The sequence below is a fragment of the Prevotella sp. P2-180 genome (genome assembly GCF_002251435.1).
GTDB lineage: Bacteria > Bacteroidota > Bacteroidia > Bacteroidales > Bacteroidaceae > Prevotella.
Genome location: NZ_NPJI01000090.1, coordinates 101,715 through 125,567 on the forward strand (window position 1 = coordinate 101,715; position 23,853 = coordinate 125,567).

Genomic DNA, 23,853 nt, shown 5'->3' on the forward strand with positions numbered 1-23,853 from the left:
TCGCATTTAGGACAGCCGACTGTCATAAGCCGAATGCGGGCGAAGCATAAGCACTGTTTCAAAATCCTGTAAAGTTACTTTTATCTTCTGTTTTGACGAGCCTGCTTCATCTCCTCATACTTTTTCTGCTGAGATTTGGTAAGCACGGCTGTGACTTGTTTGTCAATTTTCTCAAATTCAGCGCGCATCTGTTCGCGTGTTGGGCGTTCGCTCTTCTCCTTGCGCTTTGACTCTAATTCGGTGTAGATAGCTGTTATCTTCTTCTGTTGGTCGGCAGTGAGATCAAGTTCCTTTGTCATCTGTGCAACTCTGTTTTCCACTGACATTCTTTGACGTCCACCGCCACGTTGTGCCGACATAGTGCCTGCTCCTAATAGGACAGCCAGGGCTAATACGATAATCTTTTTCATAATGTACCTTTTATTTAATGAATTAATACTTAATGTTATACCTTTTGCTATTATGACGAACAAGAAAGCAAATGGTTTAATCATCAAACTCAACTTTCACAGGAAAGGGAAGTTGAGTAAAAACTGGGGCGCCAGAGTTCTTCGTCACCCCCTCGAGAGTTCCGTTTAAATGATATTTACGTTTAGACAAATGTTTTAGGTTAGAAGTGTTCGGTGCTTACCAAAAAAGGGAATGGCCAAGACGACCATTCCCTTACTTTTATATTTAAGGATAAAGCCTTGTGGACGATTAGTCTGCAAGCTTAGCCTTGATGAACTCGCGGTTGAGGCGTGCGATGTTGGCGATAGACTCGTTCTTCGGGCACTCAGCCTCGCAAGCGCGGGTGTTGGTACAGTTACCGAATCCGAGCTCTTCCATCTTCATAACCATTGCCTTGGCGCGTTTTGCGGCCTCTGGACGGCCTTGTGGCAGCAGTGCGAGCTGTGATACCTTGGAGCTTACGAAAAGCATTGCAGAGCCGTTCTTGCAGGCTGCCACGCAGCATCCGCAACCGATACATGTTGCTGCGTCCATAGCCTCGTCGGCATCTTCCTTCGGTATTAGGATAGCGTTGGCATCCTGTGGCTGACCTGTGCGCACTGTGGTATATCCACCAGCCTGAATAATCTTGTCGAATGCAGAGCGGTCGACCATACAGTCCTTGATAACTGGGAATGCGGCAGAACGCCATGGCTCAACAGTGATGACATCGCCATCGTTGAAGCGACGCATGTAGAGCTGACAGGTTGTTGCGCCTGTTGCAGGTCCGTGTGGGTGACCGTTGATATAGAGCGAGCACATACCGCAGATACCCTCGCGGCAGTCGTGGTCGAATACGAAAGGCTCCTTGCCTTCCTCTATAAGTTCCTCGTTGAGGATATCAAGCATCTCAAGGAACGAGGTGTCATCTGGAATATTCTTCATCTCGCGAGTGTCGAAGTGACCTTCTGCCTTTGGACCATTCTGACGCCAGAACTTAAGTGTGAATGAAATATTTCTTGCCATGATTTTTAATTCTTATAGTTACGTGTTTGTACTTTAATTGCCTCATACTCAAGCGGTTCCTTGGTGAGTTCAGGTGCATTGTCGTCGCTGCCCTGATACTCCCAGCAACCTACGTAGAAGAAGTTCTCGTCGTCGCGCTTTGCCTCGCCTTCCTCTGTCTGGTACTCCTCGCGGAAGTGACCACCGCAAGACTCGTTGCGTGAGAGAGCGTCGTAAGCTACAAGCTCGCCCATGAGGATGAAGTCGCGGAGGTGGATAGCCTTGTCAAGCTCGATGTTCAAGCCTTCCTTGCTTCCTGGAATGAAGAGGTTGGTGTTGAACTCCTTGCGAATCTTCTTGATGAGTTCGAGACCTTCCTTCAGGCCAGCAGCTGTACGACCCATACCAACGTGCTCCCACATGATGTGACCAAGCTCCTTGTGTATTGAATCTACAGAGCGCTTGCCCTGGATGCCCATCAGGCGGTCGATTTCCTTCTGTACACCCTTCTCTGCCTCGTCGAACTCTGGACGGTCTGTCGGAACCTTTGGCCAAATTGCCTGGTCGGCAAGATAGTTCTGGATGGTGTAAGGCAATACGAAGTAACCGTCGGCAAGACCCTGCATAAGGGCAGAAGCACCGAGGCGGTTTGCACCATGGTCAGAGAAGTTACACTCACCGATGGCAAACAGACCTGTGATGGTGGTCATGAGCTCGTAGTCAACCCAGATACCACCCATTGTGTAGTGAACGGCTGGGAAGATCATCATTGGGTTATAGTACTTCACGCCATTGATCTCGTTTGCAAGCTCGCCTGGATTAACGTCGGTGATTTCCTCGTACATGTCGAAGAGGTTGCCATAGCGCTGGCGAACGACATCGATGCCGAGACGCTCGATAGACTCAGAGAAGTCGAGGAACACGGCAAGACCAGTGTTGTTTACGCCGAAGCCCTTGTCGCAACGCTCCTTAGCTGCACGAGAGGCAACGTCGCGTGGAACGAGGTTACCGAATGCAGGATAGCGGCGCTCGAGATAGTAGTCGCGGTCTTCCTCTGGAATGTCGCTACCCTTCTTTGTGCCTGCCTGCAGAGCCTTGGCATCCTCAATCTTCTTAGGAACCCAGATACGGCCGTCGTTACGCAGAGACTCAGACATAAGGGTGAGCTTAGACTGCTTGTCGCCGTGAACAGGGATACATGTCGGGTGAATCTGAACGTAAGAAGGGTTGGCGAACATAGCACCCTTACGATAGCACTGAACTGCAGCTGTACAGTTGCAGCCCATGGCGTTTGTAGAAAGGAAGTAGGTGTTGCCATATCCACCAGTGGCTATTACCACAGCGTTGGCAGAGAAGCGCTCGAGCTTACCAGTAATGAGGTTCTTGGCAATGATACCACGGGCACGTCCGTCTACAATAACCACATCCTCCATCTCATAACGAGTGTAGAGCTTTACACGGCCGGCGTTTACCTGGCAGCTGAGAGCAGAATATGCACCAAGCAGGAGCTGCTGACCAGTCTGACCCTTAGCATAGAATGTACGAGACACCTGAGCGCCACCGAACGAACGGTTGGCAAGCATACCGCCATACTCACGTGCGAAAGGAACGCCCTGAGCCACACACTGGTCGATGATGTCGTTAGACACCTCAGCAAGACGATAGACGTTAGCCTCACGTGCACGGTAGTCACCACCCTTTACAGTGTCGTAGAACAGGCGATAAACAGAGTCGCCGTCGTTCTGATAGTTCTTTGCAGCGTTGATACCACCCTGTGCAGCGATAGAGTGAGCGCGGCGGGGTGAATCCTGTATGCAGAAATTATATACTGTGAAGCCCATCTCTCCGAGGCTGGCGGCAGCACTTGCTCCAGCAAGACCAGTACCAACGACGATGACGTCGAGCTTGAGTTTGTTCTTAGGGTTCACCAGGCGCTGATGAGCCTTATAGTTGGTCCATTTCTCAGCCACGGGGCCTTCAGGAATTCTTGAATTCAAAATCTTAGCCATAATTGTCTTTTATAAAACTATTATTGTTTAAAAATGAATGTTAGCAGCAAAGGCTTGGAGCAAGTTTAAATGCGAAAGCCAATACTACAACGAGGAATGCAAGCATAATAATGGTTGTGTAGGCAATGCCGATAGTCTTCCAACGCTCGAACCAAACCTTACCACTCCAACCCAGTGTGTGCATAGCGCTCCAGAAACCATGTGAAAGATGGAACCAGATAGCGACAAGCCATATGATGTAGAGAACTACGAACACAGGATTTGCGAATGTGTCAACGATGTAGGCAAAGCCATCGGCAGGATCGTGGACAGTAGCAATACCAGTAAGTTCTGCAAACATCATGTTGTACCAGAAGTTCCAGAAGTGCAGCAGCAGTCCAAGGATGACGATAACACCAAGGGCAAGCATGTTCTGCGATGCCCACTCCACTTTTGGATTGCGCTCACTAACCTCATAACGCTGAGAGCCGCGAGCCTGACGGTTCTGGGCTGTCAACATAAACGCGTAAACGATGTGAACCACAGTCAAGGCAGCCAAACCCATAGTTGCCACTACAGCATACCAATTGGCGCCGAGGAACTCACAAATCATGTTGTAACCCTCTTCTGAGAACAACGCCACCAAGTTCATACAACCATGGAAGGTCAAGAACAGAACAAGCGCAACTCCTGTCAAGGACATCACAACTTTTCTACCAATAGATGAATTACATAACCACATAAATGATTGAATTTAATTATTTAAATGTTAGAACTAAAATTAATTTCAGATTCTCCATTTTCGCATGACAAACATGCGGCAAACCGTGTATCACTACTACCTTGTATTAAGTATATACTATGTTTTAGACCGCAAAATTACTATAAAAATATGATAATTCAAAGCAAATTTAGCCAAAAATCAATTTTTATTCTTAATTTTGTGGCGAAAAATCCAAATTTAGCGCTACAGATACGGTTTTTTGCCGTTTTAGCGCATAATATTATTCAAAAATGTCAATGACACTTAACTATGACGTTATCGTGGTCGGTGCTGGCCACGCAGGATGCGAAGCTGCAACAGCAGCCGCTAACATGGGAGCAAAGACTTGCCTCATAACAATGGACATGAACAAGATTGCACAGATGAGCTGCAATCCTGCCATCGGTGGTATTGCCAAAGGACAAATCGTAAGGGAGATTGACGCTCTCGGAGGACAGATGGGTATAGTGACCGATGCCACAGCCATACAATTCAGGATGCTGAACAGAAGCAAGGGACCTGCAGTATGGAGCCCTAGAGCTCAATGCGACAGAGAGAAATTTATCTGGAAATGGAGAGAAACTCTTGACAGCACTCCTAATCTGGACATTTGGCAGGACCAAGCGGAAGAACTGATTGTTGAGGAAGACAACGGAAAGAAAACCACAACTGGAGTGAAAACCATTTGGGGAGTGACCATAAAGGCAAGATGTGTGGTGGTCACCGCTGGAACATTTCTAAACGGCCTTCTTCACATCGGAAGGAAAATGGTGGATGGAGGAAGAATAGCCGAACCTGCCGTGAAGCACTTCACTGAAAGCATAACAAGACACGGAATAAGAAGCAACAGGATGAAAACCGGCACTCCTGTTAGAATAGACAAAAGATCGGTGGACTTTTCACTTATGGAAATACAAGAAGGAGAGAACGACTTCCACCAGTTCAGCTTTATCGGACAACACAAGGTTTTGAAGCAACTGCCTTGCTGGACTTGCTACACAAACAAAGAAGTGCACAACACACTAAGAAGCGGACTTGCCGACTCTCCTCTGTACAACGGACAAATACAAAGCATCGGACCAAGATACTGTCCGTCTATAGAAACAAAACTCGTTACTTTCCCCGACAAGGAACAACACCCGCTCTTTCTCGAACCCGAAGGTGAGAACACAAACGAGATGTACCTTAACGGATTTTCATCATCACTGCCGATGGAAATCCAAATTAATGCGCTTAGACGAATACCTGCACTTAGAAACGTGAAAGTCTACAGACCAGGATATGCAATTGAGTACGACTTCTTCGACCCGACGCAACTCCAGCACACTCTCGAGTCCAAAATCGTGGACGGACTGTTCTTTGCAGGTCAGGTGAACGGTACGACAGGATATGAGGAAGCTGGAGGACAAGGAACCATTGCGGGAATAAACGCCGCACTGAAATGCGGAAATTCCGCTGAGAACGGCGACAGCAATTCTGCAACCAACAAATTCATACTTCACAGAGACGAGGCATATATAGGAGTGCTCATAGACGACCTCGTGACAAAAGGAGTAGACGAGCCATACAGAATGTTTACCTCAAGGGCGGAATACAGAATACTACTGAGACAGGACGACGCTGACGCAAGACTAACAGAGAAAGCATACAACCTCGGACTGGTGAACAGAGAAAGATACGACCACTGGATGGAGAAGAAACAAGGAATCGACAATATCATCCGTTTCTGCGAAAGCACCCATATCAGAAAGGACGAAATTAATTCCGCACTCGAAAGCCTCGGCACTACCCCACTCCGCGAAGGCTGCAAACTGGCAGACCTCGTAAGTCGCCCGCAGCTGAATTTTAAAATCATCGGAGAACTCGTGCCTTCGCTCAAAGAAACCATCGAAAAACTGCCATCGAGAAACGAAGAAATCGCAGAAGCTGCGGAAATAAAGATGAAATACAAAGGATATATTGAGCGAGAAAAAATGGTGGCAGACAAAATGCACCGGCTGGAAGACATAAAGACAAAAGGTCACTTCAAATACGAAGAACTCGCACAATTATCTACGGAAGCAAGACAGAAACTATCGGCCATCAACCCAGAAACACTTGCCCAGGCAAGCCGCATACCAGGTGTATCACCAAGCGACATAAACGTAATGCTGGTGCTAATGGGAAGATAAATGTTTCACGTGAAACATTAAAGTTAAACAAAACATAATAAACGACTGAAAATGAACAACAAAACATTAGTGGAGAATCTACGATGCATCCCTAATTTTCCACAGAAAGGCATTAATTTTAGAGATGTAACAACACTGTTTAAAAACCCCGAGTGTATGCAGATAATGCTCGATGAACTATACGAGCTCTACAAAGACAAAGGCATCACTAAAATTGTTGGAATCGAGAGCCGTGGATTTGTCATGGCTTCTGCACTGGCGATAAAACTGGGAGCTGGAGTGGTACTGTGCCGTAAACCTGGAAAACTGCCTGCAGAAACCATACAAGAAAGCTACAGCAAGGAGTATGGTACAGACACGATAGAAATACATAAAGACGCCATCAATGCGGAGGATGTCGTATTGTTACACGACGACCTGCTTGCAACTGGCGGTACGATGAAAGCTGCCTATAACCTCGTGCAAAAATTCAACCCGAAGAAAACCTTTATCAACTTCATCATAGAAATAAAAGACGAAGGTCTACACGGAAGAGACATATTCGACAAAGACACGGAGATCACAACGCTGCTCGACGTATAATAAAAAAAACAAAGTGTGTCCAAAACATCCAAATACTACGGATATTTTGGACACTCTTGTTTCACGTGGAACCGAAAGGGGACTATTGGATATTTAAATCTATTGGGTATGACAAAGGAAGAAAACGAGAAAAGAATTGAAAGACTTAAAGCAATAGTGTTAAGCATGCCTGAAAAACCGGGCAGCTACCAATTCTACGACTCTGAAGGCACTATAATTTACGTCGGGAAAGCAAAGAAACTAAAAAGCAGGGTTTCTTCTTATTTCCATACGGAAGTGGACAGATTCAAGACAAAAGTACTGGTGAGCAAAATATGGAACCTTACTTATACCGTCGTGAATACAGAAGAAGATGCCCTATTACTCGAAAACAGCCTCATTAAGAAATACAACCCTAAATATAACGTATTGCTTAAAGACGGGAAGACATATCCGAGCATTTGCATAACAAACGAGGAATATCCAAGGGTGTTTAAGACAAGGACTATAAACAAGAAATGGGGAACTTATTTCGGTCCTTATTCGCACGTTCCGTCCATGTACGCTGTGCTTGAACTGATAAAGAAGTTATATCAGCCTCGAACTTGCCAAATTCCGCTGAAAGGAGAAGAAATAAGGAAAGGGAAATACAAGGTTTGCCTGGATTATCACATAAAAAAATGTGGAGGACCTTGTATTGGGAAACAAAGCCAGGAGGAATACCTGAAGAACATATCTCAAGCCAAGGAGATATTAAAAGGAAACACCAGAGAGGTGCTGAAAGGTATGAAGGAGGAGATGATGAAATTGGCGGAAGAACTAAGATTTGAGGAGGCCGAGGAGATAAAGCAAAAATACGACCTCATTGCCAATTTCTGCGCAAAGAGCGAAGTGGTGAGCCATACGATAAACAATGTTGACGTGTTTTCCATCACAAACGACGAGAATACGGCATACATAAACTACATCCACGTGAGCAATGGCAGCATAAACCAGTCGTTCACGTTTGAATTCAAGAAGAAATTGGAGGAAAGAGAAGACGAGTTGTTAGCTCTTGGCATAATAGAGATGAGGAAACGATTTGGCAGCGTTTCGAAAGAGATTATCGTACCAATACCTATCGACATCGAACTGGAAGGAGTTACAATAACTATACCACAAAGAGGCGACAAAAAGACCCTATTGGAACTCTCCATCATGAATGGCAAGCAATATAAATTCGACCGCCTGAAACAGAAAGAAAAGCTCAATCCGGAGCAAAAATCGGTAAGGCTGATGACCGAATTGCAGCAACTGATGAAGCTGCCCAGACTGCCATACCAAATAGAATGTTTCGACAACTCAAATATCAGCGGAACCAATGCGGTGGCAGCATGCGTGGTGTTCAAAAAGCTGAAACCAAGCAAGAGCGACTACAGGAAATATAACATAAAAACAGTGTCGGGACCTGACGATTACGCATCGATGAAAGAGGTGGTGAGAAGGCGATACGAACGGTTGAGAGACGAAAACGAGCGTATGCCAGACCTTATTATTACCGACGGAGGCAAAGGACAAATGGAGGTAGTAAGGGAAGTGGTGGAAGACGAACTTCAGCTCGACATACCGATAGCTGGATTGGCAAAAGACAATAAGCACAGAACAAACGAACTGCTCTATGGTTTTCCGCCCGTGACTATCGGAGTGAAAACAGATAGCGAACTGTTTCATGTATTGACCAGAATACAGGACGAAGTGCACCGCTTTGCCATCACATTCCATAGAGACAAGCGTTCGAAAAGCGCATTACACTCCGAACTGGACGACATAAAAGGCATTGGTCCGAAGACAAAAGAGACGCTTTTAAAGCAATTCAAGAGCGTGAAAAACATTAAGGAAATAAGCTCTGAAGAGCTAAGTAAAGCCGTAGGAGAAAGCAAGGCAAAGCTGATAAGAGAATATTTTGAAAATAAAAAAGAGTGAAACTCTTGATTATATAAAATAATTGTCGTACATTTGCAGACAGAAAAATAAAGAAATAATGAGAATAGTAATACAACGCGTCAGCCGAGCGTCGGTGACAATAGAAGGAACTGTGAAATCGGCAATAGAAAAGGGCTATTTGATTCTTATTGGTGTGTGTGAAGAAGACACCATGGAGGACGTGGAATGGCTCGTGAGAAAGGTCGTAGGACTACGTGTTTTTGACGACGAAAACGGCGTTATGAACAAATCTATAATGGATGTGGACGGCAACGTACTCGTCATAAGTCAATTCACGCTGTTTGCAAGCTACAAGAAAGGCAATCGTCCGTCGTGGCTAAGAGCAGCAAAACACGAGATTTCCGTGCCCTTATACGAAAGCTTTTGCAACAAGCTAAGCGAAGCTTTAGGAAAACCTGTTGGTACAGGAGAATTCGGAGCGTACATGAAGGTAGAACTCATAAACGACGGTCCGGTGACTATTTGTATGGACACGAAGAACAAGGAATAGTTGACAAGTTGACTATTAATAAAAATAATATATTTAAGTGATGGAGAAAAGAAAGATAAACAAAATTGAAAGTTATGTTTTGTATGCAGCAATTGTGCTTTATCTGTTGTGCAGTTATATGGACTTACCAAGCGTAATAGAATACTTTGCGATTGTGGTTTGGGGACAATGCATGGTCTATCAGTTGGTAAATTGGAAAGAAAACAAGAAGTCTGACAACTATTACAATCTCTTCGTATTGGTTGTATTACTTGCAGTCTTATTCAGTCATATTTTTAAATTATAAAAGAGATGGACGAAATAACAATAAGAGAAGCCCAGAAGATGGTGGACGACTGGATAAAGACATACGGCGTGCGCTATTTCTCAGAGCTTACAAACATGGCAGTGCTCACGGAAGAAGTGGGCGAACTGGCAAGGATAATGGCACGAAAATATGGCGACCAAAGCTTTAAGGAGGGCGAAAAACATGACCTTGGAGACGAGATGGCCGACGTGCTTTGGGTGCTGATGTGCCTCGCAAACCAAACAGGCGTTGATCTCACAGAGGCATTGAATAATAACATCGAGAAGAAAACATCAAGAGACAAAAATAGACATAAAAATAATAAGAAGCTGACGAGTTGACAACAAAAAAAAGATTATATGAGTGAACATTGCAATTGTGGTCATGACCACGAACATCATGAAGAAAGACCTCTCAACAAGATTGAGCAGGCATTAAGTAAGTATCGCACAAACATTTCTGACGAGGAAGTGAGAAATGCAGTAAGAAAGATTATTGCAGAAAAAGTGCATGAGAACGACAATCTCGAAGTGAAGAAATTCCTTATGGGTAGCGTGGAACTTACTACTCTGAAAACCACCGACTCTGAGGAAAGTGTACTCGCATTCACAGAAAGGGTTAACCAGTTTGACGAAGCATATCCTGCCCTACCCCATGTGGCGACGATTTGCGTGTATCCTTGCTTCGCAAAGACTGTAAGCGAGACATTGGAGATAGACGGAGTGGAAATAGCATGCGTTTCAGGCAGTTTCCCTTCGTCACAGGCTCTTATTGAGGTGAAGGTGGCCGAGACTGCGTTAGCCATAAAAGACGGCGCCACAGAGATTGATATCGTAATGCCTGTAGGCAAATTCCTCAGCGGCGACTACGAGGGAGTGGCTGACGAAATAGAGGAACTGAAGGCTGTCTGTGGTGAGCACAAGATGAAGGTAATACTGGAAACAGGATGCCTCAAAACAGCCGAGAACATCAAGAAGGCTTCAATAATTGCGATGTATGCCGGAGCCGACTACATCAAAACCTCTACAGGTAAGCTCGAGCCTGCCGCAACTCCTGAGGCAGCTTACGTGATGTGCCAGGCCATAAAGGAATATTACGACGAGACAGGCATACAGATAGGTTTTAAGCCTGCTGGCGGCCTTAACTCCGTCATGGACGCACTAATCTACTACACGATAGTTAAAGAGGTTTTGGGCGAGAAATGGCTTACTAACGAATGGCTGCGCTTAGGCACCAGCCGTCTTGCCAACCTACTATTGAGTGAAGTTGTAGGCGAGGAAACGAAGTTCTTCTAAGCAAGAAAATAAGTTTTTTCCCCATTTTGGCTGACAATTGGGAAATATTTTCCCGTTATGGCTGACCAATTTCATTAATTTGCATTACCTTTGCAGCAGAAAACAAAAACATGTATAACTTTTAAAATTTTAAAATTATGGAAGAGAACAAAAAAACAAATCCGTTAGCAGATGAGCAACTCGACGAGGTTAATGGCGGTCGTTTGGACCGTGAACTGTTAATAGAGTCGGAGAGGGAGCTTAGACGTAAATACAATTAAAAGGTATAATAATAAAAGAATTGCTCATGTATCGCATGTATATGACATGATATCAGTTTACAAGTAGGGACACCCTGATAAACATTTGATTTATAAAAGGGTATTGAAAAGAGCTAGTGTAAACAACAAAAAAGCGGGAGAAAGTAACAATCTCCCGCTTTTCTATTACTATTTGTTACGTTGAATCACATAGTCAATATAAGCTGTGAGCGATGTGCGTATTTCCTCACTAACAGATTCAGAATCAATAAATTCCATGCATTTCTGGCGCAATTCAAGCATCTTCCGTTCAGCATATTCTATACCCCCATTATTCTTTGTGAAATCAACGAGACGTGCTATTTCGTAACGCGTAACATCGTTACGTTTCACCTTCCTTGCAATCTCTTCCATTTCAGAATCGTGAGTTGAGTTGAGAGCATATAAGACAGGGAGCGTAAGTTTTCCTTCAGCCATATCGTTTCCCGTTGGCTTTCCTATTTCCTTTGAGTCATAGTAGTCGAAAATGTCGTCTCTAATCTGGAAGATAATGCCAAGGTTTCTGCCAAATTCCTTCGCCAACTCTATCTGGCTATCATTAGCGTTCACCGACAGAGTTCCCACTTCGCAACAAGCCTCAAACAATGCGGCAGTCTTCATTTTTATAACATCATAATAAATATCCTCAGAAAATTCTGTGTTCTGAATATTGCTGAGCTGAAGTATTTCGCCGTTTGAGAGATTCCTACCTAATTCTGCGATTGAACGAAGTATATCTGAATTATTGGTGTAAGAGATGTTCAGTAGAGCGGTTGAAAGCACATAGTCTCCCACAAGCACTGCCACCTTATTATTATATACCGCATTGACAGAGGGTTGTCCACGACGCTCTTTACTCTCGTCCACCACATCGTCGTGAACAAGACTTGCAGTATGAAGTAGTTCAAGTCCAACAGCTGAGCGCAGGGTTACGTCGTTTACTCCACCATAGTTTTTCGCAATAAGTAAAATGAGTAATGGTCGCATGCGTTTTCCTCCCCGATGCTTTATGTGTTCGAGCACTTGGGAGAGTAGTCCTTCGGTATGAGAAAGCGACTCGTTGAACAACCTTACAAAGTCGTCAAATTCGCCATCTATTGGCCTTTTTATGATAGATAATCTTTCCATTCTCAGAAATTTTCGACAAAATTACTGAAAAAAATGCGATATTGCGAAATTTTTTAGTAATTTTACGCACAAAATAGCTAGAATTATGAATAAAATGTTTCTTTTAGACGCTTATGCGCTAATTTATCGTGCATATTACGCATTTATTAAGAACCCGAGAATTAATTCTAAGGGGTTGAACACATCGGCAATAATGGGCTTCGTCAACACGCTGAACGAAGTGATGACAAAGGAGAATCCAACACATCTCGGAGTGGCATTCGACCCTTCGGGACCTACTTTCAGACACATTGAATTCCCGGAATACAAAGCCCAGCGAGAGGCTTGTCCTGAGGATATAAAAACTGCTGTGCCGATAATAAAAAAAATACTGGAGGCTTATAGGATTCCAGTACTTGAGGTGGAAGGATTTGAAGCCGACGACGTGATTGGCACTCTTGCCACAAAGGCGGGAATGAGTGGCATTGAGACTTACATGCTCACACCTGACAAGGACTACGGACAACTCGTGGGAAATAATGTGTACATGTACAGACCTCGTCACAATGGAGGATACGAAGTGATGGGAACTCAAGAGGTAATCGAAAAATATGGGATTGACAACACGAGTCAGGTGATAGACTTGCTTGGACTCATGGGCGACGCCTCTGACAATATTCCTGGTTGTCCTGGCGTGGGAGAAAAGACTGCCGTGAAACTCATAAAGGAGTTTGGAAGCATCGAATCACTACTCCTCAACACCGACAAACTGAAAGGAGCACAGAAGAAGAAGGTGGAGGAAAACGCAGAACTTATAAGGATGTCGAAATATCTCGCAACCATAAAAACTGATGTGCCCATTGAACTCGACCTCGACGCACTGCAAGTGAAAGACGCTAACCAACAAGAATTGGAAAAACTATTCGAGGAACTTGAGTTTAAGACCTTTGCAAAGAGAATTCTTAAAAAAGATAAACAAGAACAAAAAAAACAGAATTTACAACTCGACCTTTTTGCAGATTTTCCGACAGAAGGTAAAGAAGAGGCAGAATTTTCAAGTTTTGAGACGATAAAAACGATAAATCACGAGTACAAACTTCTTGAAAATGAAGAGGAAATAAAGCAACTTTGTGATTATTTCTTAACAAATGAAATTCTCAGTTTAGACACAGAGACCACTTCACTTAGCCCGATAGACGCAGAACTCGTCGGACTGAGCTTTTCGGTGAAGGAAAACGAGGCTTTTTATGTTCCTGTGCCAGCTGACCAAGACGAGGCAAGGAAAATTGTGGATTTGTTAAGGCCAGTGTATGAGAACGAGAAAATTCTGAAAGTGGGACAAAACCTCAAGTACGACTATGAGGTGTTGATGAAATATGGTGTGAGACTCGCAGGGAAGATGTTCGACACAATGCTCGCCCACTATGTCATACAACCAGAGCTTCGGCACAACATGGACTACCTTGCCGAAATTTATCTCAACTACAAGACAATCCACATCGACGAGCTTATCGGACCAAAAGGCAAAAACCAAAAGAACATGCGCGACCTTAGGCCGCAAGATGTGTATGAATATGCCGCGGAAGATGCCGACGTGACTTTGAAACTTAAAAACAAACTCGAAGGCGAACTGAAGAAGTATGGTGCCGAAGAACTGTTCTACAACATCGAAATGCCTCTCATGCCTGTTTTGGCGGAAATGGAGATGAACGGAGTGACTATAGACACACAGTCGCTGGCAGATACTTCTGATGTGCTGACAAAAAGAATGGAAGAGGTGGAAAAGGAAATATACGAACTGGCTGGAGCTCCATTCAACATCGCATCGCCAAGACAAGTAGGTGAAGTGCTTTTCGACAAACTACAGATTGTGGAGAAGGCGAAAAAGACGAAAACAGGACAGTATGTCACCAACGAAGAGGTGCTTCAGTCGTTAAAGGGAAAACACAAGATTGTGGAGGCAATACTCGAACACCGAGGACTGAAAAAGCTACTTGGCACATATATCGACGCTCTGCCGAAACTAATAAACGCTCGAACAGGCCACATACACACTTCTTTCAACCAAGCCACAACAGCCACAGGTCGTCTCTCGTCAAGTGACCCGAACCTGCAAAATATTCCGGTAAGAGGAGAAGAAGGCAAGGAAATACGCAAGGCTTTCATCCCGGAACCAGGTTGCCTGTTCTTTTCTGCCGACTACAGCCAGATTGAACTTAGAGTGATGGCACATCTCAGCGGCGACGAAAACATGATAGAGGCATTCCGCGAAGGACATGACATTCATGCAGCTACAGCAGCGAAAATATACAAAGAGGAGATGGAAAACGTTACTCGAGACCAGCGTACTAAAGCAAAGCGGGCCAACTTTGGTATCATCTATGGCATAACAATATTCGGACTTGCCGAACGACTGGAAATCAGCCGCGACGAGGCAAAGATGCTGATAGAAGGATATTTCGAAACCTTCCCAAAGGTGAAGGAATACATGGAAAAGGCAAAGGAACAGGCTAGAAACCAAGGATATGTGGAGACTCAATTTCATCGCCGCCGCTATCTGGCCGATATCAACTCTGCAAACGCCACCGTTAGAGGCTTTGCCGAGCGCAACGCCATAAACGCTCCAATCCAGGGAACTGCCGCCGACATCATTAAGGTGGCTATGATAAGGATTTACAACAGATTCCGTGCAGAAGGCATTCGCTCGAAGATGATACTTCAGGTTCACGACGAACTAAACTTCAGTGTCTATCCTGAGGAAAAAGAGAAAGTGGAACAAATAGTGCTTGAAGAGATGCAAAACGCCTTCCCTATGCAAGTGCCTCTCGTAGCTGACTGCGGTTGGGGAAACAACTGGCTGGAAGCTCATTGATTAGGTTTTAAGGCGCTACTTTGCATACACAATTACTGACCAAGCGTGACAATGTGACAAGCGTGACAAGGGTTTTCGGCATACCCTCCAACACAAAAATAGTTCTCTATTTAATATATATATATTATATATATAAATAGAGGATAATATTAATAAAAATTCAAAAGAAGGGGAGTCGAGAAAAAACGTTGTCACGCTTGTCACGCTGTCACACTTACAAGGTTTCGAAATTATCTCAGTTAGGAAAATTTTGTTCCCTAACTGGCCAGCAATTTTTGGGCAGTTATCCCAGAGTTTATCAGCAATTGGGAGAGATTTGCAATATAGTAGACAAAATAGAAATTGTAAAAAAAATACAAAAGAAAGAAATTAGGGAAGCTAATTAAATCAACTTCCCTAACTGCCGAAAATCGAGTTATTTGCCTTCGTTTTGCTCTTCAAGATACCATTTTGAGTACTCAACATAATGACGTCCGAAATTCTCTGCCTGGTCAGGACGAGTGTGTTTAATGAACTTGGCGGGCACCCCACCCCACAGTTCGTGAGCTCCTATCTTAGTGTTTTGAAGCACCAAGGCTCCAGCAGCCACCACAGCGCCCTCGCCTATGTCACAATGGTCGAGCAATGTGGCTCCCATACCAATGAGAGCGCCATCGCGAATAGTACAGGCATGAACGGTGGCGTTATGGCCTATGGTCACATCGTTGCCAATAACTGTAGGACCTGTTGTGTTCGTCACATGAATGCAAGAACCATCCTGAACGTTTGTACGGTCGCCGATGGTGATAGGCGCAACATCGCCCCTTACCACAGCATTAAACCATATAGAGCACTCGTCACCCATGGTGACCTCACCCACTATAGTAGCGTTTTCGCTGAAATAACAGTCACGCCCCCACTTTGGCGTAAGACCTTTGATAGATTTAATTAATGCCATTGCTTAATATATATAAATGTATTATTGTTCGAGGTTGCAAAGATAATGCAAAAAAACAAGTTGGCAAAGGAAAAACGTGGAATATTAACTATAACCCATCGGATATGAGTTATCAAAAAGAAGAAAAAAGGACATCGCGATAAACAAAAAGTATAAAAGAGCAAGCAAGCGACAACTAAAAGAAAGCAAATGAAACATTATCACGACATTATGTCACAAAAATAAAATAATTGGGTATAATAATGCAACTAAAAATAAGTTAGAGTATTATTTTTGTCATTTTTGAAAGATTTCTGCGAAAATATTTGGTTGTTTCAATAAAGCTTTCTATATTTGCACCCAAAATTAAGTATTCAGAATTATTATTCATGAAATAAACAAAACGCTATGGCAGAAAAATTGGAAGTAAAGGAGCTCGACCAAGTGGTTGTACGCTTCTCTGGTGACTCCGGCGATGGTATGCAGTTGGCCGGAAACATCTTCTCCACGGTGTCAGCAACCGTAGGTAATGGTATATCAACATTTCCGGACTATCCCGCCGACATCCGTGCCCCGCAAGGTTCTCTGACCGGAGTATCTGGTTTCCAAGTTCACATTGGAGCTGGTCGTGTATACACACCAGGAGACAAGTGCGATGTACTTGTTGCAATGAATGCGGCAGCCCTGAAGACACAGTACAAATATGCCAAGCCTCAGGCCACTATCATCATCGACACTGACAGTTTCGGACCTAAAGACTTGGAGAAAGCAAAGTTCCAGAGCGAAGACTACCTTGGCGAAATGGGTATCGACCCGGACCGCGTCATCCAGTGCCCTCTCACAAAGATGGTGAAGGACTGCTTGGCTGAAAGCGGTATGGACAACAAGTCCATTCTGAAGTGCCGCAACATGTTTGCACTCGGCATCGTCTGCTGGTTGTTCAACCGCGACCTTGACTTGGTGTCAAACTTCCTCCGCGAAAAATTTGCCAAGAAACCACAGATTGCAGAGAACAACATTAAGGTTGTGCAGGCTGGTTATGACTATGGACACAATACCCACGCAAGCGTTCCTGCAACATACAGAATAGAGTCTACTTCTAAGGAGAAAGGACGTTATATGGACATCACTGGCAACAAGGCCACCTCATACGGACTTATTGCCGCTGCTGAAAAGGCGGGCCTGCGCCTCTTCCTCGGTTCATATCCTATCACTCCTGCCACAGACATTCTCCACGAACTTTCAAAGCACAAGTCGTGTGGCGTTATCACCGTACAGTGCGAAGATGAGATTTCAGGATGCGCAAGTGCTGTAGGTGCCTCGTTTGCAGGTGCTCTGGCAGCAACGTCCACTTCCGGACCTGGCATCTGCCTGAAGTCAGAGGCCATCAACCTTGCTGTCATCGACGAGCTGCCTCTCGTCATCATCGACGTGCAGCGTGGCGGTCCATCCACCGGTCTGCCTACAAAGAGTGAGCAAACCGACCTGTTGCAGGCTCTCTACGGACGCAATGGTGAAAGCCCTATGCCTGTGATTGCAGCCACAAGTCCTACCGACTGTTTCGACGCCGCCTACCAAGCATCCAAGATTGCCCTTGAGCACCTCACACCGGTGATCTTGCTCACCGACGCATTCATTGCCAACGGTTCGGCTGCATGGAAACTGCCCAACATAGCAGACCTCGACGCCATCAACCCTCACTATGTGACACCAGAGCAAAAGGGCAACTACACTCCTTACGAGCGCGACCCAGAGTCACTGGTCCGCTACTGGGCAATACCAGGACAGGAAGGCTATACCCACATTCTCGGTGGTCTTGAAAAAGACGGAAAGACCGGAGCTATATCAACAGAACCGGAAAACCACAACATCATGTGCGGACTCCGTGCTGAAAAGGTGGCCAGAATACCAGTGCCCGACCTTGAGGTGGAAGGCGACAAGGATGATGCCGAACTGCTCATCGTAGGTTTCGGAAGCACCTATGGACATCTCTACTCGGCAATGGAAGAACTTCAGAAGCAGGGCAAGAAAGTGGCATTGGCTCAGTTCAAGTACATCAATCCTCTGCCAAAGAACACTGCCGAAGTGCTCACAAAATATAAAAAGGTGGTAGTGGCAGAACAAAACCTCGGACAGTTTGCTGCTTTCCTACGCTCAAAGGTAGACAACTTCGCACCATACCAGTTCAACGAAGTGAAAGGCCAGCCTTTCGTAGTAGCAGAACTCGTGGCTAACTTCTCAGAGATACTTGAAAAATAAATCACTCAAAAAAGAAAGTAAAGATGGAATTTACAGCACAAGATTATAAGAAAGGACAGCCACGTTGGTGTCCAGGATGTGGTGACCACTTTTTCCTCGCCTCATTGCATAAGGCAATGGCCGAATGTGGTGTCGCTCCACACGAAACGGCAGTGATTTCCGGTATCGGATGCTCAAGCCGACTGCCATACTATGTCAACACATACGCCATGCAGACCATCCACGGTCGTGCAGCTGCCATATCCACAGGAGCAAAGGTTGCAAACCCGAACCTCACAGTTTGGCAAATCAGCGGCGACGGCGACGGACTCGCCATTGGCGGCAACCACTTCATCCATGCCATGCGCCGAAACATCGACCTGAACATGATACTGCTCAACAACAGGATTTATGGTCTTACCAAGGGTCAATACTCCCCTACTTCACCACGCGGTTTTGTAAGCAAGTCAAGTCCTTACGGCACCGTTGAAGACCCATTCCGTCCTGCAGAACTATGCTTTGGTGCCCGTGGACATTTCTTTGCCCGCTCGGTAGCCACCGACGCTCCGGAAACAGTAGAGATTCTCAAGGCTGCCTGGAAGCACAAGGGTGCATCAGTGTGCGAGATTCTCCAAAACTGTGTCATCTTCAACAATGGTTGCTACGACCCTGTATATAACAAGGAAGGACGAAAGAAGAACGCCATCTACGTACGACACGGCCAGCCGCTCATCTTCGGCGAGAACAACGAATACGGACTCGTACAGGAAGGCTTCGGGCTTAAAGTAGTGAAGATAGGCGAAAACGGCATCACCGAGAAAGACATTCTCGTTCACGACGCCCACTGCGAGGACAACACCCTGCAGCTCAAGCTCGCCATGATGGACAACGAGCATGGATTCCCTATCGCACTCGGTGTGATCCGCGACGTGGAAGCTCCTACATACGACGATGCAGTACACAAGCAGATTGAAGAAGTGAAAGCCCAAAAGAAATATCACAACTTCATGGAACTGCTCGAGACAAACGACACTTGGGAAGTGGTGTAGGTGTTTAGTTGAGGAGTAGACGTGTTGACAAGTTGTCAACTCGTCTACTCCTCATCTATTGAAAGATATTACATTTTTGTAACATGAAGTTTGCAAAACCAAAAAAGGAATGTTATTTTTTTGTTAGTTTATCGAAAAAACAATAACAGAATAAAAAATTATCGCCCCTAAATTTTGCAGATAGGAGAATTATTACTACCTTTGCGGCGAAAAAAGGAGGAATAAAGTCACAATAGGCATTAGAAATAAGTATTCACAAATAATATTCATTTACAAAAAAATGGCAAAGTTAGATTTGACAAAGTACGGCATTACCGGAGCAACGGTAATCGCACACAATCCTTCTTACGAGCAGTTGTTCGAGGAGGAGACAAAGGCAGGACTTGAGGGTTATGAAGTTGGACAGCAGACCGAGCTTGGCGCTGTCAACGTAATGACTGGTATCTACACTGGACGTTCACCTAAGGACAAGTACATCGTAATGGACGAGAACTCTAAGGACACTGTATGGTGGACATCTGACAACTATAAGAACGACAACCACCCAATGTCTGAGGACGTTTGGGCAACTGTAAAAGACCTCGCTGTTAAGGAACTTTGCAACAAGAACCTCTATGTAGTAGACGCATTCTGTGGTGCCAACAAGGACACCCGCATGGCTGTTCGCTTCATCGTTGAAGTAGCATGGCAGGCACACTTCGTTACAAATATGTTCATCAAGCCAACAGCTGAGGAACTTGAGAACTTCGAGCCAAACTTCGTTATCTACAACGCTTCTAAGGCAAAGGTAGAGAACTACAAGGAGCTTGGTCTGAACTCTGAGACTTGCGTTGCATTCAACGTAACAAGCCGCGAGCAGGTAATCATCAACACATGGTACGGCGGTGAGATGAAGAAGGGTATGTTCTCTATGATGAACTACTACCTCCCACTCCAGGGCATCGCTTCTATGCACTGCTCTGCAAACTGCGATATGAACGGTAAGAACACAGCTATCTTCTTCGGTCTCTCAGGTACAGGTAAGACCACTCTGTCTACCGACCCGAAGCGTCGCCTTATCGGTGACGACGAGCACGGATGGGACGACAATGGCGTGTTCAACTTCGAAGGTGGTTGCTATGCAAAGGTTATCAACCTGTCAAAGGAGAACGAGCCTGACATCTATGGTGCCATCAAGCGCAACGCTCTTCTCGAGAACGTAACCGTGGCTGCTGACGGCAAGATTGACTTCAACGACAAGTCAGTGACCGAGAACACTCGTGTTTCTTACCCAATCAACCACATCAACAACATCCAGCCAGGTTCATCAGCTCCAGCTGCAAAGAACGTTATCTTCCTTTCAGCTGACGCATTCGGAGTACTTCCTCCAGTATCTATCCTGACTCCAGCACAGACCCAGTACTACTTCCTCTCTGGATTCACAGCTAAGCTCGCTGGTACAGAGCGTGGCATCACTGAGCCAACTCCTACCTTCTCAGCTTGCTTCGGCCAGGCATTCCTCGAGCTTCACCCAACAAAGTATGCTGAGGAACTCGTTAAGAAGATGGAGAAGAGCGGTGCCAAGGCATACCTCGTAAACACTGGTTGGAACGGAACAGGCAAGCGTATCTCTATTCCAGATACACGCGGTATCATCGACGCTATCCTCGATGGTTCAATCCTGAAGGCTGAGACCAAGAAGATTCCAATGTTCGACTTCGAGGTTCCAACATCACTTCCAAACGTAAATCCAGCTATCCTCGACCCACGCGACACTTACGAGTGCGCATGCCAGTGGGAGGAGAAGGCTAAGGATCTCGCTGCACGCTTCATCAAGAACTTCGCTAAGTACACAACTAACGAAGCTGGTAAGGCACTCGTAGCCGCTGGTCCACAGCTTTAATATTCACAAGAGTCATAACACTCTAATATATCTTTGTACATGAGGCTCTACTGGCAAGTGATTGTCGGTAGGGCCAATTTTTAGTAAGTTTATAAGGTAAAAAGAAATGTTGATGGATATACAAATGATAACTATCATGATTGTCACAATAGCCATGATGGCATTGGGAATAGTCATGCTAAAAAACACAAATGTGAGATAACACTTTTCATATACACAGAGCGGACATTACCGCTCTTTTTTGTTTTATGGACAAATAGTGAAACTAATGAAAAAAGAGGGCGAAATAAACAAAAAAAAGGGCCTTTTTTTACAAAGAAGTCATAAAAAGCCACTTTTTATCATATATTTAACTTAATATAAAGTAAGAAGTTGCGGATATTTGAAGAAAACTAAGTAAATTTGCACCTAAAAATAAAAAAAACTATTGATGAGAATACATTTCAGAGCTCTATGCTTGCTATTTGCAACAGCAATAACCATGGCCTCATGCCTTAACTCTGATGACGACACCGTCACTTTCTATGACGATGCCGCTATCACGTCATTTGCATTGTCTAGTGCCAAAATGACCATGCACACAACATCATCACAAGGCAAAGATTCAACATACGTGGAGGTCAGCACAACGGTGAACAGCTATAACTTCATTATCGACCAGCTAAAAGGACTCATATACAACGTCGATTCACTGCCCGTGGGCACTGACCCTACAAAAATACTCTGTACTTACACAACAAAAAACAATAGCTTTGCTGCCATAAAGTCAATGACAAACGACTCTTTGGCATATTTCAGCACTTCAGACAGCATCGACTTTTCAAAACCAAGAACTGTAACCGTATTCTCGTCAAGCGGACTCGGAAAGAAAGACTATACCATAAGCGTAAACATACACAAGGAAAAGACCGACACCTTCAAGTGGAGCCAATACCCCGACTGCTCGTTTGCAAAAACTGCAAAGGACATGAAATCATTCTATCTCAACGGCAACATCGTTCTTCTCGCATCTGACGGAGAGAAAACCAGCACATATTCGCTTGATGCAGCCAACGGGAGACAATTCAACAACCTGAATACAACACTTGCTACAGACGCATGGAAAAACGCATTGGTGAATGAAAACATACTATACGTGCTCGACGGCAAAACACTCAAAAAGACAACCAACGGGCAACAATATGACACAATCATGGACAATGCTCCAATAGACAGGCTCATTGCAGCTTCAACAAAAGAAATTTACGGCCTTGACGGCAATAATAACATCATGGTGTCAAAAGACAAAGGACAGACTTGGAACATAGACATTATGGACTCTGACAGCAAATACGTGCCAACAGACGATATTTCATACATCGCCATACCATTCAAATACGACAACAACAGCGACTATGTGCTCTTGGCAGGCAACAATGCCACAGCGGCTGCCTACACTGATTCCACAGCATTTGTCTGGAGCAAGACAATAGACAAAAGCATAGAAGACAAAGAAAACAAGTGGACTTACTACAACTACGACAGCAACAGCAAATCACCACTGAAAAGCCTGGACGGACTGACAATGGTGTGCCACGGCAATTATATTCTTGCATTAGGAGGTAAAGGACTGGGAGCATGCAAGGAAACAGCTCATGCCGCCATTTACTTCAGCCTTGACAACGGACTCACATGGCACAACAACGATACAATAGTCTACCCCTACGGCTTTGACAAATACAATACCGCCATGGCCGTATGCTCCGACAAAGACAACTATATCTGGATTGTCTGCAACAATACCGGACAAGTATGGAAAGGCCGCATGAATGAGGTAGCTTGGCAATAAAAAAGACAAAGAATATCTTATAGCCAATATGAGAATAATTGCCGTAATAGCACTGATAATCGCCTCTCTGGTCGCAAACGCACAAGAAGACCAGGAATACCGCCTCGAAATAGGCGGAGGAATCGGGCTGACATCATATCAGGGCGACCTTAACGGCAGTATAACAGCCAACATGCAGCCATCTTTCACAGCTGTGGCAAAATACAAGTGGAACCCGAGGATGGCAATAGCGGCTACAATAGGCTATCACCCAATAAAGGGAGACTACTCGAAGTCCAACACTGTCTATCCCGAACTTCCAGACGGGAAAAAGTCGTTCAGCAACTCCATAATCGACATCGGAGGACGCTACGAATATAACTTCTGGCCATACGGCACAGGCAACGACTATCGAGGGGCAAAACGGCTCACTCCATTCCTCACGGCAGGAATCGGACTTTTCGTGGCAAGCGTAAAAGGAGGAACAGTGGTGGCTACAAACTTCCCATTGGGCGGTGGAGTGAAATACAAAATTGCCAAACGGCTTAATGTCACGGCAGAGTGGGTAATGAGATTCACAACAAGCGACCTGATAGACGGAGTGCAAGACCCATACGGAATCACAAGCAGCGGGGCATTTAAGAACAAGGACAGCTACAGCACGCTTCAAGTGGCTGTGACTTACGACCTTTGGGCAAAATGCCGCACTTGTCACAACGACGATTATTAATCG

Annotated in this window: 19 protein-coding genes; 13 read left to right on the plus strand and 6 right to left on the minus strand. The window is 45.0% G+C overall.

Annotated features, from left to right (window positions below; genetic code table 11):
- Window positions 1-80: 80 nt before the first annotated feature.
- From CIK98_RS12570 to CIK98_RS12585, 4 genes are all read right to left on the minus strand, one after another.
- Window positions 81-410: a Spy/CpxP family protein refolding chaperone gene (locus CIK98_RS12570; RefSeq protein ID WP_094384734.1), complete on the minus strand. Its 330-nt coding sequence runs from the start codon at window positions 408-410 to the stop codon at window positions 81-83.
- A gap of 289 nt (window positions 411-699) precedes the next feature.
- Complete coding sequence (locus CIK98_RS12575; protein ID WP_094384736.1) at window positions 700-1,455, minus strand: succinate dehydrogenase/fumarate reductase iron-sulfur subunit; 756 nt, start codon at window positions 1,453-1,455, stop codon at window positions 700-702.
- 5 nt (window positions 1,456-1,460) lie between these two features.
- Window positions 1,461-3,443, minus strand: coding sequence for a fumarate reductase/succinate dehydrogenase flavoprotein subunit (locus tag CIK98_RS12580; protein ID WP_094384738.1), 1,983 nt, complete (start codon window positions 3,441-3,443; stop codon window positions 1,461-1,463).
- 40 nt (window positions 3,444-3,483) lie between these two features.
- Window positions 3,484-4,164: a succinate dehydrogenase/fumarate reductase cytochrome b subunit gene (locus tag CIK98_RS12585; protein WP_094384740.1), complete on the minus strand. Its 681-nt coding sequence runs from the start codon at window positions 4,162-4,164 to the stop codon at window positions 3,484-3,486.
- 278 nt (window positions 4,165-4,442) lie between these two features.
- On the opposite strand from CIK98_RS12585, the gene mnmG reads away from it, so the two are divergent.
- The 7 genes from mnmG (at window position 4,443) to CIK98_RS18950 (ending at window position 11,231) form a co-directional block, all read left to right on the plus strand.
- Window positions 4,443-6,356: a tRNA uridine-5-carboxymethylaminomethyl(34) synthesis enzyme MnmG gene (mnmG, locus tag CIK98_RS12590; RefSeq protein WP_094384742.1), complete on the plus strand. Its 1,914-nt coding sequence runs from the start codon at window positions 4,443-4,445 to the stop codon at window positions 6,354-6,356.
- 51 nt (window positions 6,357-6,407) lie between these two features.
- Window positions 6,408-6,938: an adenine phosphoribosyltransferase gene (locus tag CIK98_RS12595; protein WP_094384744.1), complete on the plus strand. Its 531-nt coding sequence runs from the start codon at window positions 6,408-6,410 to the stop codon at window positions 6,936-6,938.
- Between the two features lie 108 nt (window positions 6,939-7,046).
- The gene (uvrC, locus tag CIK98_RS12600) at window positions 7,047-8,879 is read left to right on the plus strand and encodes an excinuclease ABC subunit UvrC (RefSeq protein ID WP_094384746.1); all 1,833 of its coding nucleotides are present in this window, start codon (window positions 7,047-7,049) and stop codon (window positions 8,877-8,879) included.
- 58 nt (window positions 8,880-8,937) lie between these two features.
- A complete protein-coding gene (gene dtd, locus CIK98_RS12605) occupies window positions 8,938-9,390 on the plus strand; it encodes a D-aminoacyl-tRNA deacylase (RefSeq protein ID WP_094384748.1) in 453 nt (150 codons plus the stop codon).
- 300 nt (window positions 9,391-9,690) lie between these two features.
- Window positions 9,691-10,017, plus strand: a complete 327-nt coding sequence (locus CIK98_RS12615; RefSeq protein WP_094384917.1) for a nucleotide pyrophosphohydrolase — start codon at window positions 9,691-9,693, stop codon at window positions 10,015-10,017.
- A gap of 18 nt (window positions 10,018-10,035) precedes the next feature.
- Window positions 10,036-10,971, plus strand: coding sequence for a deoxyribose-phosphate aldolase (gene deoC, locus CIK98_RS12620; RefSeq protein WP_094384752.1), 936 nt, complete (start codon window positions 10,036-10,038; stop codon window positions 10,969-10,971).
- Window positions 10,972-11,108: 137 nt separating this feature from the next.
- Window positions 11,109-11,231, plus strand: a complete 123-nt coding sequence (locus tag CIK98_RS18950; protein ID WP_256387775.1) for a hypothetical protein — start codon at window positions 11,109-11,111, stop codon at window positions 11,229-11,231.
- 168 nt (window positions 11,232-11,399) lie between these two features.
- Here CIK98_RS18950 and CIK98_RS12625 read toward each other — a convergent pair whose 3' ends face one another.
- Entirely contained in the window at window positions 11,400-12,377 is a 978-nt protein-coding gene (locus CIK98_RS12625; protein ID WP_094384754.1) for a polyprenyl synthetase family protein, read from the minus strand.
- A gap of 85 nt (window positions 12,378-12,462) precedes the next feature.
- Here CIK98_RS12625 and polA point away from each other — a divergent pair, with 85 nt between their 5' ends.
- The gene (gene polA / locus CIK98_RS12630; protein ID WP_094384756.1) at window positions 12,463-15,228 is read left to right on the plus strand and encodes a DNA polymerase I; all 2,766 of its coding nucleotides are present in this window, start codon (window positions 12,463-12,465) and stop codon (window positions 15,226-15,228) included.
- Window positions 15,229-15,643: 415 nt separating this feature from the next.
- Here the strand turns inward: polA and CIK98_RS12635 are convergent, their stop codons facing one another.
- Window positions 15,644-16,165, minus strand: a complete 522-nt coding sequence (locus CIK98_RS12635) for a gamma carbonic anhydrase family protein (RefSeq protein ID WP_094384757.1) — start codon at window positions 16,163-16,165, stop codon at window positions 15,644-15,646.
- Between the two features lie 387 nt (window positions 16,166-16,552).
- On the opposite strand from CIK98_RS12635, the gene CIK98_RS12640 reads away from it, so the two are divergent.
- The 5 genes from CIK98_RS12640 to CIK98_RS12660 all read left to right on the plus strand — a co-directional run bounded on the left by CIK98_RS12640 (window position 16,553) and on the right by CIK98_RS12660 (window position 23,850).
- Entirely contained in the window at window positions 16,553-18,403 is a 1,851-nt protein-coding gene (locus CIK98_RS12640) for a 2-oxoacid:acceptor oxidoreductase subunit alpha (protein ID WP_094384759.1), read from the plus strand.
- Window positions 18,404-18,426: 23 nt separating this feature from the next.
- Window positions 18,427-19,431, plus strand: coding sequence for a 2-oxoacid:ferredoxin oxidoreductase subunit beta (locus CIK98_RS12645; protein WP_094384761.1), 1,005 nt, complete (start codon window positions 18,427-18,429; stop codon window positions 19,429-19,431).
- Window positions 19,432-19,711: 280 nt separating this feature from the next.
- Complete coding sequence (gene pckA / locus CIK98_RS12650) at window positions 19,712-21,313, plus strand: phosphoenolpyruvate carboxykinase (ATP) (RefSeq protein WP_094384762.1); 1,602 nt, start codon at window positions 19,712-19,714, stop codon at window positions 21,311-21,313.
- Window positions 21,314-21,743: 430 nt separating this feature from the next.
- A complete protein-coding gene (locus tag CIK98_RS12655; protein WP_141210541.1) occupies window positions 21,744-23,141 on the plus strand; it encodes a DUF6242 domain-containing protein in 1,398 nt (465 codons plus the stop codon).
- 28 nt (window positions 23,142-23,169) lie between these two features.
- Entirely contained in the window at window positions 23,170-23,850 is a 681-nt protein-coding gene (locus CIK98_RS12660; protein ID WP_094384766.1) for a DUF6089 family protein, read from the plus strand.
- Window positions 23,851-23,853 lie beyond the last annotated feature (3 nt).